Origin of the sequence: Undibacterium sp. MH2W, assembly GCF_049340215.1 — a bacterium.
Lineage (GTDB): Bacteria > Pseudomonadota > Gammaproteobacteria > Burkholderiales > Burkholderiaceae_D > Undibacterium.
In genome coordinates this window covers 48,942-63,047 of sequence record NZ_JBMPPA010000011.1, presented here as the reverse complement: position 1 = coordinate 63,047, position 14,106 = coordinate 48,942, and the positions used below count along the sequence as shown (strand labels likewise).

Genomic DNA, 14,106 nt, shown 5'->3' with positions numbered 1-14,106 from the left:
GCCTGCTCGCCAAGTACGAAAGGCAATGGTCATTAGCAAGCGAGGAAAAACGGAGAGTGACTTAAAGAGGGACTGGTGGCGCGCGAGGTTGAGCAGACAACCAAGCAAGTTGGCGCAGTGATGACCGGTCAATGATTGACGGATAATGGAAATGAAGATTGACAACCGGAACCGATAGGGTGGCTGTTGCCGGAAGAGCGAACGATCCGGCGTGGGTTAAACAGAAAGGGCAATGCGCTGCATGCAGCGGCGCTTGACGAGGAAAATCGGGACCCGCCTGATTTTCTCGTGTAGCACGACGTTTGATTACACGATTAATAAGACGATCGGTAATAGGATTGACGTTCGTTGTGCTACAGATGGCTTCCGTATACGAATTGCTTCCCGCAAAAATCACATCTGAAATCGCAGGCGCAAGCTGTAGCATCAGCATCGCTAACATAGCGACGCTGGTGATCAGATGTCGAAAAAAGGCTGCGTGGCGCATGACAGAGGATCGTTGGAAGAATCAGGCGATATCGTTTAAGGTTCGTGAGATTAAAACGACACCTTCACGCCGACTGAAGCGGTGTAACGCGGCGCAAGCTGCACACCTCGTACATTTTGATAGACGGGTACCTGTACAAAGCTATACAGCGATACGCGGTCGGTCACGTTTCCTACGAGACCTGGGCTGAAGTAAATCAGCGTGCCGCCGGTGCTATTCGTGTCTGCATTAGCGCCAGTATCGTGCTTGACGTATTTGGCATTCAATTGCAACATCGGTTTGACGTTGTTGAAACCGTTATAACGTAAGCCACCATTGATATTGATGCCGGTCCCTGGTTTGTAATCGTCGCTGGTAGTCAGCGCTGTTTGTACAATAGATTGGGCAAAGTAAGACCAGTCCTCATTCACCGCGTCAGCATAAAAAACACCCAAGATGAGATCGGTCGTACCTGTTCCTGGCTGCAAGCCACGGTCAATCGATGCCGTGCCGGGGTTTGTTGCATCGGTCGATGTACCCGTCAGAGTATGGCTGCCGGTCGGCAATTTTGTACCGAATAAGATGCCCCATTTGTGCTCTTCAGCAAAGCCTGAGTACCGTCCAACGATCTTTACATCACCAATGCTCGAGGTGGAGGAGTCATATTGGCCGCCATCAGATCCTGCTGTGCTGCCATCGGAAGCAGTTCCTAGGGTACTGTGGTCGCGACGGATATAAGGTACAACGACATTTACGCCCCAGTTCCGACCACTGTTGTAGTCGAGGCTCGCTGTCAGGTAATTATTTTTTGTGAATTTTTCGACTTCTTGCGCACCAGTGCTTGTTTGAATCTGACTTGCAGCGGCAGGGCTGATGGTGCTGGTGCCCGAACGTAACTGATTTTGGTTTAAATAGTCATAACGGACATCGAGCTTAAATCCGGCTTCACCCGCAGTACTGAGTCCATCCCAGTCAGAACTGAGCGTGCAACCGCAACTTGCACATGCGTGGGCAAAAGCGGGAAATAACAGGGCAATTGTGGTGGCTATAAGACTTGATTTTTTCATGTTCATGGTCGTTCTCGTTCAGCGTGATGAGTGTTAAATGGGTATGTTCATCGACAACAGAGTTATCGTTCAGTGTTGATGTATGTGGTCATGGTCAGCAGCAGGGGTGATGTCCATGCTAGGTGCTGGATATCTGAGGCTTGCTTTGTCCTTGCCTTCTTGTGGTATCTCGATCCATGCAAGATTCCCTTTTTCACATTGCTGCACGACGTTAAAGTAGAGTTTTCCTGGGGTACCTGGCAGTTTTACATGAATCGAAAATTCATCGTAGTAGGCATCTGGTAATGGACCACCAGTCCAAGTGATTTCTCGGACATCGCTCGTGATTGTTTTGCCATGCGAGGTGTAAGGTGTTTTTAAAGGCTCGACTTTTGTTGCCAGTGTCCATCCCGCTTTCGGCATTGGCTTGGCACCCGCCACACTTTCAGGAATACTGATTTTAATTACATTCGTCGCGCTTCCTTCGCAACCGTGGCCGACTTTGAAGGTCAGTTTTTGATAGGATCCAGCAGTGGCGGATGGCTGGTCGAGCGTAATATGTGCAGAGGCGATCTGCGCATACACGAGGCCGGTGGCGACGAATGCCAAGCGAGACAGCAGTGAACGTGTTTTCATGATCAAGTCCGTGGGTGAATGGTTGACAATCAATTTATCTGATTAATGTTGATGCTCTGACATAGCAGCAGGAGCACCCATTTGTGTCAGTGGCTTGACGACGGCGTTGACTGTGATCGTTTCACGCTTTTTATCTTTATTTTCAAAAACCAGCGTTAAGGGAATCACATCTCCCACTTTTGCTTGAGCGTTGAGTCCCATGAGCATAATGTGATAGCCGCCGGGTTTTAGTTCTACGGCTTTGTTGGCTGCTAAATCCAATCCTTCCGCCTCACGCATTCTCATGACGTTATCGACCATTTCCATTTTGTGAAGCTGCGTCATCGATGCTGCGCTAGAGCGAATTTCTACTAAGTGGGTATCTTGTGTTGACGTCAATTGCATAAAGGCGCCCGTCGCTTTTTGTTGGGGAACGGTAGCGCGTACCCATGCATCAGTAACTTTGACCTCGGCTTGTGCTGCAACACTGGAGAAAGCCATCAAGCCAGTCAAAAGAAGGTGTTTAAAGTGGTTCATGGTAAAGATCCTTGGTGAAATTAAGATTGCATTAATGTGTGTAAATCGGCGACGCACTGTTCTGCGGTCTGTTCATGCTTAAATGCCAGTCGTAAGGTGTTTTTCGCATCATAAACGTAGGTGATTGCCGTATGGTCCATGCTATAAGCTGTGCTATCACCGCCTGGATTAGGTACTTTTTTATAAAAAATTCGGAACGAATGTGCAACCTCGGCAGTTTGCTCTAGCGTGCCGTAGAGTCCCAGAAAACTGGGGTCAAAGGCATGCATATATTCGGCCAGTAAAGCAGGGGTATCGCGCTCAGGATCGACCGTCACAAACAAGATTTGTAAGCGATCAGCGTCGGCGCCTAATTGCTGGCGAATCGCCAATGCGCGGGTCAATGCTGTTGGGCAAATATCGGGACATTGGGTATAGCCAAAAAACAGCATGACATATTTCCCTTTGAACTGACTCAGCGTGTATGGCTTGCCATCATGTCCTGTCAAATGAAAATCCGATCCATAATCGGCGCCGGTGATGTCAATACCGTTAAAGTTTGCGAGGGGGCGCTTGCATGCGCTCAGCGGTATACAACTGATGCCAAGCAGGCTGAGCGTCGCGAGCATAGTGCGTCTTTGATGATTCATTGTTGTCTGTTGTTGCACGTGGTTTCCTGTTAATTATTGCAGGAGCGTCGTTGGCTAGTCAGGGAGGCCAGGGGGCAAAACACGCGATGAATACTCTTCAAACTCACAGTGGTGCGAAGCATTTTCCAGTTATATCGCCGATTGACTTCTTAGTTCAACGGTGATGACCGGTATTGCGACGATGGCCAAGCATGGCATCTGCAGCAAGTAATTCAACAAACACGGGCGTAAGTAACGGCGATTGCGTGATAGCGTGATTTTGCCTACCCGAACTGACAATTGGGGGGCGAATTAGACGGCAACTGGGGGTGCACGTGCATGGGCACTTGCCCAAGAGAACAGGGTAGAAGGGGCGTGGTAAAACAGCGAAGGATAGGCGTCATGCCCACTGATGATGGTCAGCGCCTGCAGATCTGGCAACGGAAGAACCGGATTGCCTGCTTGATTGACGCAACATTGACAATGTTTCAAATGATGCAAAGCAGAATTGGAGGCGTCTTGGTCTGGCGTTATTTGCTGCTTCGCCAAAGACGACGAGTCACCCACATCAGATTTCACCACTTGTGTTGAGCAAATTTCAGCAAAACCGAGTGCGCCTCGGGTGCCAGAGGTGGCATCCATCATCGTCAGCGCATGAGAAACGGACGGCGCAAGGGCATTGATCAGTATCGCAAAGCATGCGATCCAGATTTGCCATGGACGGACGTGTAGAAAATTTCTCATGGCGTCATTATAGCGAAGACTGACGACAAAGACTTGGATCTGTATCAATTTTGATGAAGTTGCTGAGAGTGAATATCGCTTTATTCACCGTTGTGCGGAGTGGTAAGTCACTACTTGTTTGAAATTACATAAGCGCTGCAACGGATGCAGATCATCTGCATCCCATTGCCTTCTTTCACCTGTCCGTCGCGCTAGGGGAAAGGATAGATCCGTTACATTAGAATAATGTCGTACTGCTCCTGATGGAACATGTTTTCAACTTGCAATGAAATCGGCTTACCAATGAAGTCGCCTAGCATGGTCAAGTGCTGGGACTCCTCTTCCAGAAACATGTCGACAACGATTTGGGATGCCATGATACGGAATTCACGTGGATTGAACTGTTTTGCTTCTCGTAACAGTTCACGCAAAATTTCATAGCAGATTGTCCTTGCGGTTTTCACTTGACCTTTGCCTGAGCAGGCGGGGCAGGTTTCGCAGAGGATATGCGCAAGCGATTCGCGAGTGCGTTTGCGGGTGACTTCCACCAAACCGAGTGCTGAGAAGCCGGAGACGGAAAGCTTGGTTCGGTCGCGCGATAGTGCTTTGTTTAATTCGGCTAACACGGCGGTTTGATGTTCTTCATTCTCCATATCAATCAAATCGAGAATGATGATGCCGCCTAAATTACGTAAGCGAAGTTGGCGAGCGATCGCGTGTGCGGCTTCCAGGTTGGTTTTGAAAACGGTATCGTCAAAGTTGCGACCCGCCACAAAACTACCGGTGTTGACGTCGATGGTCGTCATTGCTTCGGTTTGGTCAATGATTAGATAACCACCCGACTTCAGATCCACCCGACGTCCCAATGCACGTTCGATCTCTTCTTCCACGCCATACAAATCAAAGAGCGGTCGCTCTCCCGTATAGTGCTGCAGTTTTGGAATCACCGAAGGCATATATCGAGTGGCGAATTCCTGCAACATCAGGAAATTTTCCCTTGAATCGACCTGAATACTATCGGTCTCCTCGTTCACAAAATCACGGAGTACGCGTTGTGCCAGATTCAGATCTTGATAGAGAAGTGTCGTCGGTGGCTGCGTTTTAGCTAATTGCGTAATCGTCGACCATGTCCGGCGAAGGTAGTCAACGTCTGCCTTTAAATCTTCATCAGAGGCATCCTCTGCCATCGTACGAACGATAAAACCGCCTTTTTCATCGGGTTGTTGCAGGCTCTGCACCTTATTGCGCAAGGCCTCGCGCTCTTGTTCGTTTTCAATTTTTTGAGAAATGCCAATGTGCGAATCTTGTGGCAAATACACCAGCATACGTCCCGCAATCGAAATCTGCGTCGACAAGCGGGCACCCTTGGTGCCGATCGGATCTTTGATGACTTGGACTGTCACCGCTTGACCATCATAGAGGAGCTTTTCGATGGGTGTCGGTGCTGTGGTCCCGCTTCCTTCAGGGGCACGGGCATCCCAGATGTCGGCGATGTGTAAAAACGCAGCGCGTTCAAGGCCAATATCGATGAATGCGGACTGCATACCTGGAAGGACGCGAACGACTTTTCCGAGATAGATATTGCCGACCAACCCACGGGATAAAGTCCGCTCAATGTGCAGTTCTTGCACCGCGCCTTGAAAAATCAGGGCAACGCGGGTTTCTTGCGGTGTAATGTTGATGAGGAGGTTTTCGCTCATGAAATTCAGAGGTTAAGGGATAAAAATTCCAGCCTGACGTAACAGGTTGCAAGTCTCAAATAACGGTAATCCCATGATGCCAGAATAACTGCCATTGATGTTAGAAATAAAACGTGCAGCAACACCCTGAACACCATAACCACCGGCTTTGTCATAAGGCTCGTTAGTCTGACAATACGCCAGCATTTGCGCTTCGGTCAGTGGTGCAAAACTGACTTCCGACGTGTGTGTTATTGCTTCGAGTCCCTGCGCATGCGCAATCGCGATACTTGTCAGAACATGGTGCGTACGACCAGCCAAGAGTCTTAGCATCGCCATGGCCTCTTCTTGATTGGCAGGTTTGCCGAGGATTTGTTGATCAATGACGACCGTAGTATCGGCAGCGAGAATCGGTCTCGGCAGTAGTTTTCGCATGTGCATGACTTTCCATGCCATCGTTGCCTTTTCTTGCGTTACTCTGCTGACGTAGTCGTAGGGGAGTTCGCCTGGCAGAACCAATTCGGTCACGTCGGGACCTCGTGGTGGCGCATCGCGTAGCAGTAGCAGATCGAATTCGATGCCTACTTGGTGCAATAGCTCACGGCGACGAGGACTTTTCGATGCAAGATAGATTTTATTTTCGTTCAGCATACTCGTCAGAAAAAAGATTAAACCCGGTGATAGGGATGGTTCTGGGTGATGGTCCAGGCGCGATAGAGCTGTTCGGCAAGAATCACTCTGACCATCCCATGCGGCAGGGTGAGGCTAGAAATGCGGATGAGTCCATCGGCATTGGCCTTAAAACCAGCATCGAGGCCATCCGCACCACCAATGACAAAAACGACGTCGCGACCGTCTTGTTGCCAGTTGCTGAGGTTCTGTGACAGCGCAACGCTGGTCCAGTCTTTCCCGCGCTCATCAAGGGCGATGACACGGGCGTTTTTAGGGATCGCCGCTTCAATTTTAGCGCGTTCTAAGGCCATAACAGTCTCGGCCGTTTTGCTTCCGGAACGTTCGACAGGCTTAATTTCCTTGAGATGGATGCGGATTTCAGGCGGCATACGTTTTGCGTATTCCTGAAAGGCTGTTTCTATCCATTCGGGCATTTTATGGCCAACGGCAGCGATGATGAGTTGCATAGTATTACTTTTGAATAAGCGTAAAAAGAGTCTGTGTTGTGCTGGCGCGTTCAAACCGAGAGCACGCAAGCAAATGGCTGCACAAGGCAGCCATTGTTTGCGTCAGAATGTCGTGCTTATTCAGCTGCTTTTTTACGTGCCGGACGTTTGGCTGCAGCTTGTTTTGCGGAAGCAACAGCTGTTTTTGTCGCCGCCACTTTGATGCGTGCGCCTGTCGGGATTTTGGCAGGTTTGACTGCTGTACCGTCGGCCGCTTTACGCGTTGCTGGTTTGCGCGCTGGTTTTGTTTCGCCATCAACTGCTTTTGGTGCGCGAGGTTTGCGTGCTGGCTTTTTCTCGTCATCCAGGGTGGTCTGGATCGCCATCATGTCATGCGTTACTTCCAGTGGCGCAGCTTTGCCTGCGGTTTTACGTGGAGCACGTTTTGGCTTGTCTGTTTCTGCCGCATCTGCCGTTGCGCGCTTCGCAGTACGTTTTTCAGCGCCGAGTTTGACTGGCTTATCGCCCCATAACTCTTCAAGACGATAATAAGCACGAATCGCTGGCTGCATGATATGGACGACCATATCGCCCAGATCAACCAATACCCATTCGCCGGTCGTTTCACCTTCAACACTGACCACGTTGCCACCATTTTCTTTGACTTTGTCACGAACGGATGCGGCCAACGCTTTAGTCTGACGATTCGATGTACCGGACGCAACTAATACGCGATCAAAGAGGCTTGTCAGATGGGTGGTGTCGAATAATTGAATATCCTGACCTTTCACGTCTTCGAGGGCATCAACGACTAAGGCTTGTAATTTTTTAATATCCATTTTTTTTAATAAATTGAATGTTGTTGTATGTAGTCTAGCACCTTGTGAGGGACTAGCAATCTCATTGTCGGGTTATGCTGTTTTAATTCGGTGCGCAGTTGGGTTGCGGACACATCGACTGCTAACGCTGGTTCTATCATCGTTGTGCCGTTGGGCTGATGACGCATATCCTCTGCGCTAGTCAATCGGTCATGCCATTCTTTGGCAACTTCCTGCGACACTATCTTTAAACTATATCCGGGACGTGCCGCAACGCATAAATTGGCAAGCTCGAATAAATCACGCCATTGATGCCACGTGTGCAAGTTTTGCAGCTGGTCTGCGCCCATCGCAAAGATAATCGATGTGTCAGCGCCACATTCTGCACGCAATTGCTTGAGTGTATCGATGGTGTAACTGCTCTGCTGTTGTTCTGCGCGCTGGATTTCCTGTTCATCGATGGTGATGGGGCAGTCTTTCCAGTCCTCAAAAGCCAGTTTCAGCATACTGACTCTTTGCTCTGATGTAGCCGTCAGAGCTGATTTTTGCCAAGGTTGTCCAGCAGGAATGAGTCGTAATTCATCCGGCTGAAGTCGACGAGTAAGGCAACTCGCCAAAGCAACGTGCCCAAGGTGAATGGGATCAAAACTCCCGCCCAGCACGAGGACACATCGCGTGTTGTTATTGGTTAAACCCATTCCCTGTGTGCCAGAAAATCGGTGGCTAACCGGGCTTCCGGACTGTTGGCTTCGGGAGTCCAGTTGTAACGCCATTTGACGATCGGTGGCATCGACATCAAGATGGATTCGGTTCTACCACCTGATTGCAGTCCAAAATGGGTACCGCGGTCAAAGACCAAGTTAAATTCGACATAGCGACCACGGCGATACGCCTGAAAATCACGCTCTTGTTCACCATAGACCAGAGTGTGACGCTTTTCAAGAATAGGACGGTACGCAGGAATAAACGCGTCACCGACCGCTTTGGTCATCGCAAAACTGCTTGCGAAGTCGAGTTCGTTAAAATCATCATAAAAAATACCACCCACCCCACGTGCTTCTTTTCGATGTTTGAGATAAAAGTACTCATCACACCATTTTTTAAAGCGCGGATGCAGGTCGGCACCAAACGGAGACACCGCATTTTTACAGGTTTGATGGAAATGTAGCGCATCTTCCTCAAATCCGTAATAAGGTGTCAGATCCATTCCACCACCAAACCACCACACGGGATCATGACCCTCAGCATGGGTGATGAAAAAACGGACATTCATGTGCACCGTTGGCGCATACGGGTTGCGTGGGTGTAAGACCAGCGACACACCCATGGCTTCCCATTGCCGTCCAGCGAGTTCAGGTCGGCTCGCGGCAGCAGAAGGAGGTAAGTTGTTTCCCATGACGTGCGAAAAATTAACGCCGCCGCGCTCAAAAACCTGACCTTCTTCAATCACGCGGGAGATACCGCCGCCACCTTCAGGGCGTTCCCAGCTATCGGTCAGAAATTGTTTGCCATCGACTTCTTCTAACGCTGCAACAATGTTCTTCTGCAAGGATAAAAAGTAATTCTTAACAGCCTGAGTATCCGTCATCCTACTGCCTTCATAAAAGCAAGACGGGCTGGACAGTGTCCAGCCCCAATTTCACGCAAGTCGTGATTTTACAGGACTTGCGCCCTCGAGCTCAGCTTTCTTTGAGCCTGAGCTTTACTTGATGCGCCTTCAGTGTTTTCTGTTGAGCGCACGCCAGCCGATATCGTGGCGATATTGTGCGCCATCAAAATGAATCTTCTCAACAACATCGTATGCGTGCTTCTGTGCCAGTTTGACTGTATCGCCTAGCCCGACGACACACAGGACACGTCCACCGCTTGTTTGCAAGGTTTTGTCCGTCATCACCGTTCCTGCATGGAAAGTCACGCTATCCGCTGTTTCCGCTGGAATACCAGTGATTTTATCCCCTTTACGTGGTGTATCAGGGTAGCCTGCAGCAGCCATGACGACGCCCATTGCTGTACGGCGATCCCATTCGAGTTCGACGGTGTCTAACGTGCCATTGACGGCGTGTTCCATGACATGCAGCAAATCGGTTTTGAGACGTGCCATGATCGGCTGCGTTTCAGGATCGCCCATACGGCAGTTGAATTCGAGGGTCTTCGGGTTGCCGTGATCATCAATCATCAGACCAGCGTACAAGAAACCTGTGAACACGATACCGTCTTTAGCCATGCCTTGGACTGTCGGATCGATGATTTCACGCATCACGCGGGCATGCAACTGCGGCGTCACGATCGGCGCTGGTGAATACGCACCCATGCCGCCGGTGTTAGGGCCTTCATCGTTGTCCAAGAGACGCTTATGATCTTGGCTTGTTGCGAGTGGCAAAATGTTCTTGCCATCGACCATGACGATAAAGCTTGCTTCTTCGCCTGCCAAAAATTCTTCGATCACGACGCGGGCACCAGCATCACCCAGCTTGTTGTCAGACAGCATCATATCGACGGCGTCATGTGCCTCTTGCAAGGTCATGGCCACCACAACCCCTTTGCCCGCTGCTAAACCATCGGCTTTGATCACGATGGGTGCGCCTTTGGCAGTAATGTAGTCATGGGCTGCTTGCAGGTCTGAAAAAGTCTGGTATTCCGCCGTCGGAATCGCATGCTTTTTCATAAACGCTTTAGCAAAATCCTTAGAGCTTTCCAGCTGCGCCGCTTCTTTTGTTGGGCCGAAAATTTTCAGACCACGGTCACGGAAAATATTCACAATCCCCGCTGCCAATGGCACTTCAGGTCCCACGACAGTCAGCCCAATATGCTCTTGCTCAACGAAATCCGCCAATGCGGTTGGATCCGTGATCGGAATATTTTTTAAGCGAATATCACTCGCGGTACCGCCATTGCCGGGGGCGACGAAAATCGTCTGTACGCGGTCTGATTGAGCGAGTTTCCAGGCGAGTGCATGTTCACGGCCACCCGAGCCGACAACGAGAATTTTCATATTATTCTTCAACGATAGCGTTGGTGTAGATTTCTTGGACATCGTCCAGATTTTCGAGGGCGTCCAGCAATTTTTGCATCTTGATGGCGTCTTCACCGGTGAACACGGTTTCTACATCTGGTTTCATGATGACTTCGGCAACCTCTGGTTTGAAGCCAGCGGTTTCTAATGCAGCGCGGATATCAGAGAGACTGAATGGCGCGCACAAAACCTCGATACCGCCTTCATCATCAGTGATCACGTCGTCGGCACCGGCTTCTAACGCGGCTTCCATCAAGGCATCTTCATTGGTGCCAGGTGCAAATAGCATCTGACCGCAGTGTTTAAACATAAAGGCGACCGAGCCTTCGGTGCCCATGTTGCCGCCGTATTTATTAAAAGCGTGACGGACTTCAGCGACCGTACGCACGCGGTTGTCTGTCATACAGTCAACGATCAACGCGGCGCCGCCGATACCATAACCTTCATAGCGGACTTCTTCGTAATTAGCGCCTTCCAATGTGCCAGCACCGCGTTGAATCGCGCGAGTGACGTTTTCTTTTGGCATATTGGCATCGGCTGCCTTGTCGACAGCGAGACGCAAGCGTGGGTTGGAGTCCACATCTTCACCACCCATACGGGCGGCAACGGTAATTTCTTTAATCAGTCGGGTCCAGATTTTGCCGCGTTTTGCATCAGTCGCCGCTTTTTTATGCTTAATATTGGCCCATTTACTATGTCCTGCCATGATCGCTCTTTCCTGAATCGGCAATAACACACCCGGAGGGTGGCAGTTTTGCCTGGCTTAGTTTGATATTGAAGAGCGGCATTTTACCATATTGCCACTGCAGAAATTCTTGAAATCGATACCATGCCCACGCAAGAGGTGAGGGGAAGGTTGCTGCAACCTAGATGAAACAGCGAAGAGATGGGCGTTTTACTTACTTCACTTGCCCGCGTTGGCTCGCTGGCTGTTGTGTTTGCGATAATCTCTGAAAAATTCGCTGAACCTCGTTGGTGCCATCGCCAAGAGCAAAGTCAATTGGCGCGCTCGCGGGGGATGGTCGCCCCTTGACCGCAGGTGTGGGGCGAATAATTTCTTGGTCAGAAAAATGTTGTCGGGGGGAGTAGTAGTCCATGTGATATTGCTTCTTATAAAAATAAGAATAGATTGTAGTCAAAAATTTATTGATTAATCGTTAATAAACGTGACATTTCAACATTGTTGCACCGCAAATTGTAATGGATTGTTATTTTTTGTCCATAAGGAATGATGCGTAGTGATGTTAGGCAGGAATGGAGCGATGGATCGACAGAAAATCGCCCTTGGCGACGGTTGCACCACGTAAAGAAATCAGATTTTTTCAGATGGCTTTACAATGGCATTTATGAACTCAACCACTTTCCCCACTTCTGGTCGCCGACACTATCTTGGTGGCTTGCTGATTGCATTGACGGGGGCAATCTTATTTTCAACGAAAGCCATCGTTGCAAAGTTAATTTATCGTTATCACGTCGATGCGGTGACGTTGATTACTTTTCGGATGGCATTCTCTCTGCCTTTGTTTGCTGGCATTGCTTTTTGGCAAATGAGAACGGCAGTCCCTCTATCTACTGCTGATCGCTGGCGTCTCATCGGATTAGGTCTTGTTGGCTATTACTTATCGTCGTTTTTAGATTTCTTGGGATTGCAATACATCACTGCTGGCTTGGAGCGGCTGATTCTATTTTTGACGCCATCATTTGTGTTGTTGATGTCGGCGACATTACTGAAGAGAAAAGTCACGCTATTGGAGTGGGCGGCGCTTCTCGTCAGTTATGCCGGCATTATTCTGGTTTTTTTACATGATCTGAAATTTGGCGGCGATAACGTATTGTTAGGCTCGGCGATGGTGTTAGGGGCTGCCGTGTCCTATGCTGTCTATTTGCTGCAATCAGGCCAATTGGTCACGAAGGTGGGCTCAATGCGTTTGGTTTCCTATGCGATGTGTGTGTCGAGTGTTGCCTGCATCTCACAATTTTTTCTTTTGCGTCCGGTGACGATGCTGGTGCAACCAACTGAGGTATATTGGCTGTCGTTAATCAATGCCATTTTTTGTACGGTACTGCCCGTATTTATGACGATGATCGCGGTCAAACGCATCGGTGCTGCGACAGCATCGCAGGCTGGAATGATTGGACCGGTTTCGACCTTATTTTTAGGTGCTTTTTTTCTGGCGGAGCCAATCACCTCGTGGCAACTAGGGGGTACCGCCTTGGTCATGGGTGGGATGTATTTATTATCAAAAAAGAAAATATAGGAGAGCACGATGGTCAAAGCAGTCAGAATGCACAGTGTGGGTGGGCCTGATGTCATGGTCTATGAGGAGGTTGAGTTAGGTAGCCCGGGCCCTGGCGAGGTGCTGGTGCGCCATAAAGCATGCGGTCTCAATTACATCGATGTGTATTTCCGTACTGGTTTGTATCCGCAAGCGCTCCCTTCTGGTTTAGGGATGGAGGGGGCAGGTGTGGTCGAGGCTGTCGGTGACGGTGTTTCTTATGTGGCAGTCGGTGATCGTGTCGCATACGCGGGCCGCCCCATCGGTGCTTATGCCGAGGCGCGTATCATGCCTGCTGATAATCTCGTTCGTTTGCCGGATAGCATTTCCTTTGAGACAGCCGCGGCAATGATGTTGCAGGGCTTGACGGTTCAGTACCTGTTTCATAGAACATTCCCATTACAAGGGGGAGAAACCATCCTGTTTCATGCCGCCGCGGGTGGGGTGGGTTTGATCGCTTGCCAATGGGCGCGTGCGATTGGCGTGACCATGATTGGTACGGTGGGGTCCGATGAGAAAGCGGCACTCGCTAAAGCACACGGATGCACACATGTGATCAACTACAACAAAGAAAATTTTGTCGAGCGGGTGAAGGAAATCACGGAAGGTAAGGGTGTGCCAGTCGTTTATGATTCTATTGGCAAAGATACATTTATCAATTCATTGGATTGTCTCGCTCCGTTAGGAATGATGGTCAGTTTTGGTAGCGCATCGGGTCCTGTACCGCCGTTTAGCCTCAATGAGCTGGCGTCGCGTAGCTCTTTATTTATTACGCGGCCAAGTCTGATGAGTTACACCGCAAAACGAAATGATCTCGAAACAATGGCCGCCCACTTGTTTTCGATGGTGGAAAGTGGCAAAGTGAAAATCGACATCCATCAGCGTTATCCACTGAGTGAGGTCGCACAAGCGCATCGCGATTTGGAAGCCCGAAAAACAACAGGTTCGACAATATTAATTCCATAAGGCAAAAGTTATGGCTCAAAATAACGCCGATTTAGAAACTGATACGAACGGAAGCCCTCAATTTGGGCGTTTACTGCTTGTTTTGTTCGTGGCAGTGATGTTGATTGTTGTTGTCACCTTTTTGAGTGAAGCGTACTACACTTCCTAATAGGGACGGTGCGTTGATGACCTGAAACCACTTGGCGATGCGCCTAGGCAATAAGCTTGAACGCCTGGGAAATGTGTTTCAGGTTTTCACCTT

17 protein-coding genes are annotated in these 14,106 nt (G+C 49.6%); 2 read left to right on the top strand and 15 right to left on the bottom strand.

Features of this window, described 5'->3' with window-relative positions; genetic code table 11:
- Window positions 1–61 precede the first annotated feature (61 nt).
- The 15 genes from ACO0K2_RS18700 to ACO0K2_RS18630 form a co-directional block, all read right to left on the bottom strand.
- Entirely contained in the window at window positions 62–487 is a 426-nt protein-coding gene (locus tag ACO0K2_RS18700; RefSeq protein WP_423021579.1) for a DUF2946 domain-containing protein, read from the bottom strand.
- A gap of 50 nt (window positions 488–537) precedes the next feature.
- Window positions 538–1,539 carry a TonB-dependent receptor gene (locus ACO0K2_RS18695; RefSeq protein WP_423021578.1) on the bottom strand — a complete coding sequence of 334 codons (1,002 nt, stop codon included), beginning with the start codon at window positions 1,537–1,539 and terminating at the stop codon, window positions 538–540.
- A gap of 63 nt (window positions 1,540–1,602) precedes the next feature.
- On the bottom strand, window positions 1,603–2,148 hold the full coding sequence (locus ACO0K2_RS18690) for a YcnI family protein (protein ID WP_423021577.1): 546 nt from the start codon (window positions 2,146–2,148) through the stop codon (window positions 1,603–1,605).
- Between the two features lie 42 nt (window positions 2,149–2,190).
- Window positions 2,191–2,664 carry a copper chaperone PCu(A)C gene (locus ACO0K2_RS18685; protein WP_423021576.1) on the bottom strand — a complete coding sequence of 158 codons (474 nt, stop codon included), beginning with the start codon at window positions 2,662–2,664 and terminating at the stop codon, window positions 2,191–2,193.
- Between the two features lie 20 nt (window positions 2,665–2,684).
- The gene (locus ACO0K2_RS18680) at window positions 2,685–3,293 is read right to left on the bottom strand and encodes an SCO family protein (protein ID WP_423021575.1); all 609 of its coding nucleotides are present in this window, start codon (window positions 3,291–3,293) and stop codon (window positions 2,685–2,687) included.
- Between the two features lie 291 nt (window positions 3,294–3,584).
- Entirely contained in the window at window positions 3,585–4,016 is a 432-nt protein-coding gene (locus tag ACO0K2_RS18675; protein ID WP_423021574.1) for a DUF2946 domain-containing protein, read from the bottom strand.
- Window positions 4,017–4,228: 212 nt separating this feature from the next.
- On the bottom strand, window positions 4,229–5,695 hold the full coding sequence (rng, locus tag ACO0K2_RS18670) for a ribonuclease G (protein ID WP_423021573.1): 1,467 nt from the start codon (window positions 5,693–5,695) through the stop codon (window positions 4,229–4,231).
- Between the two features lie 12 nt (window positions 5,696–5,707).
- Window positions 5,708–6,325 carry a Maf family protein gene (locus ACO0K2_RS18665; RefSeq protein WP_423021572.1) on the bottom strand — a complete coding sequence of 206 codons (618 nt, stop codon included), beginning with the start codon at window positions 6,323–6,325 and terminating at the stop codon, window positions 5,708–5,710.
- 17 nt (window positions 6,326–6,342) lie between these two features.
- Window positions 6,343–6,813: a 23S rRNA (pseudouridine(1915)-N(3))-methyltransferase RlmH gene (rlmH, locus tag ACO0K2_RS18660; RefSeq protein WP_423021571.1), complete on the bottom strand. Its 471-nt coding sequence runs from the start codon at window positions 6,811–6,813 to the stop codon at window positions 6,343–6,345.
- A 116-nt stretch (window positions 6,814–6,929) separates the two neighbouring features.
- On the bottom strand, window positions 6,930–7,631 hold the full coding sequence (gene rsfS / locus ACO0K2_RS18655; RefSeq protein WP_423021570.1) for a ribosome silencing factor: 702 nt from the start codon (window positions 7,629–7,631) through the stop codon (window positions 6,930–6,932).
- Between the two features lie 5 nt (window positions 7,632–7,636).
- The gene (gene nadD, locus ACO0K2_RS18650) at window positions 7,637–8,308 is read right to left on the bottom strand and encodes a nicotinate-nucleotide adenylyltransferase (protein ID WP_423021569.1); all 672 of its coding nucleotides are present in this window, start codon (window positions 8,306–8,308) and stop codon (window positions 7,637–7,639) included.
- Window positions 8,299–9,198: an oxygen-dependent coproporphyrinogen oxidase gene (gene hemF / locus ACO0K2_RS18645; RefSeq protein WP_423021568.1), complete on the bottom strand. Its 900-nt coding sequence runs from the start codon at window positions 9,196–9,198 to the stop codon at window positions 8,299–8,301. Before hemF ends, nadD begins: the two co-directional genes overlap by 10 nt.
- A gap of 129 nt (window positions 9,199–9,327) precedes the next feature.
- Complete coding sequence (gene purD, locus ACO0K2_RS18640) at window positions 9,328–10,602, bottom strand: phosphoribosylamine--glycine ligase (RefSeq protein ID WP_423021567.1); 1,275 nt, start codon at window positions 10,600–10,602, stop codon at window positions 9,328–9,330.
- Window position 10,603: 1 nt separating this feature from the next.
- Window positions 10,604–11,329, bottom strand: a complete 726-nt coding sequence (locus ACO0K2_RS18635) for a YebC/PmpR family DNA-binding transcriptional regulator (protein WP_423021566.1) — start codon at window positions 11,327–11,329, stop codon at window positions 10,604–10,606.
- Window positions 11,330–11,522: 193 nt separating this feature from the next.
- Window positions 11,523–11,720, bottom strand: coding sequence for a hypothetical protein (locus ACO0K2_RS18630; RefSeq protein ID WP_423021565.1), 198 nt, complete (start codon window positions 11,718–11,720; stop codon window positions 11,523–11,525).
- Window positions 11,721–11,960: 240 nt separating this feature from the next.
- On the opposite strand from ACO0K2_RS18630, the gene ACO0K2_RS18625 reads away from it, so the two are divergent.
- Together ACO0K2_RS18625 and ACO0K2_RS18620 are read left to right on the top strand one after the other, a co-directional pair.
- A complete protein-coding gene (locus ACO0K2_RS18625) occupies window positions 11,961–12,881 on the top strand; it encodes a DMT family transporter (RefSeq protein ID WP_423021564.1) in 921 nt (306 codons plus the stop codon).
- A gap of 9 nt (window positions 12,882–12,890) precedes the next feature.
- Window positions 12,891–13,865 (top strand): quinone oxidoreductase family protein, encoded by a 975-nt coding sequence (locus tag ACO0K2_RS18620; protein WP_423021563.1) that lies wholly within the window; start codon window positions 12,891–12,893, stop codon window positions 13,863–13,865.
- Window positions 13,866–14,106 lie beyond the last annotated feature (241 nt).

What these genes read in the sequence shown, in the direction of transcription:
- ACO0K2_RS18685 (WP_423021576.1), bottom strand. Translation starts at nt 2,664, where the DNA reads ATGAACCACTTTAAACACCTTCTTTTGACTGGCTTGATGGCTTTCTCC.
- ACO0K2_RS18700 (WP_423021579.1), bottom strand. Translation starts at nt 487, where the DNA reads ATGCGCCACGCAGCCTTTTTTCGACATCTGATCACCAGCGTCGCTATG.
- ACO0K2_RS18625 (WP_423021564.1), top strand. Translation starts at nt 11,961, where the DNA reads ATGGCATTTATGAACTCAACCACTTTCCCCACTTCTGGTCGCCGACAC.
- ACO0K2_RS18620 (WP_423021563.1), top strand. Translation starts at nt 12,891, where the DNA reads ATGGTCAAAGCAGTCAGAATGCACAGTGTGGGTGGGCCTGATGTCATG.
- purD (WP_423021567.1), bottom strand. Translation starts at nt 10,602, where the DNA reads ATGAAAATTCTCGTTGTCGGCTCGGGTGGCCGTGAACATGCACTCGCC.
- ACO0K2_RS18630 (WP_423021565.1), bottom strand. Translation starts at nt 11,720, where the DNA reads ATGGACTACTACTCCCCCCGACAACATTTTTCTGACCAAGAAATTATT.
- rsfS (WP_423021570.1), bottom strand. Translation starts at nt 7,631, where the DNA reads ATGGATATTAAAAAATTACAAGCCTTAGTCGTTGATGCCCTCGAAGAC.
- ACO0K2_RS18695 (WP_423021578.1), bottom strand. Translation starts at nt 1,539, where the DNA reads ATGAACATGAAAAAATCAAGTCTTATAGCCACCACAATTGCCCTGTTA.
- rng (WP_423021573.1), bottom strand. Translation starts at nt 5,695, where the DNA reads ATGAGCGAAAACCTCCTCATCAACATTACACCGCAAGAAACCCGCGTT.
- ACO0K2_RS18635 (WP_423021566.1), bottom strand. Translation starts at nt 11,329, where the DNA reads ATGGCAGGACATAGTAAATGGGCCAATATTAAGCATAAAAAAGCGGCG.
- ACO0K2_RS18690 (WP_423021577.1), bottom strand. Translation starts at nt 2,148, where the DNA reads ATGAAAACACGTTCACTGCTGTCTCGCTTGGCATTCGTCGCCACCGGC.
- ACO0K2_RS18680 (WP_423021575.1), bottom strand. Translation starts at nt 3,293, where the DNA reads ATGAATCATCAAAGACGCACTATGCTCGCGACGCTCAGCCTGCTTGGC.
- ACO0K2_RS18665 (WP_423021572.1), bottom strand. Translation starts at nt 6,325, where the DNA reads ATGCTGAACGAAAATAAAATCTATCTTGCATCGAAAAGTCCTCGTCGC.
- nadD (WP_423021569.1), bottom strand. Translation starts at nt 8,308, where the DNA reads ATGGGTTTAACCAATAACAACACGCGATGTGTCCTCGTGCTGGGCGGG.
- ACO0K2_RS18675 (WP_423021574.1), bottom strand. Translation starts at nt 4,016, where the DNA reads ATGAGAAATTTTCTACACGTCCGTCCATGGCAAATCTGGATCGCATGC.
- hemF (WP_423021568.1), bottom strand. Translation starts at nt 9,198, where the DNA reads ATGACGGATACTCAGGCTGTTAAGAATTACTTTTTATCCTTGCAGAAG.
- rlmH (WP_423021571.1), bottom strand. Translation starts at nt 6,813, where the DNA reads ATGCAACTCATCATCGCTGCCGTTGGCCATAAAATGCCCGAATGGATA.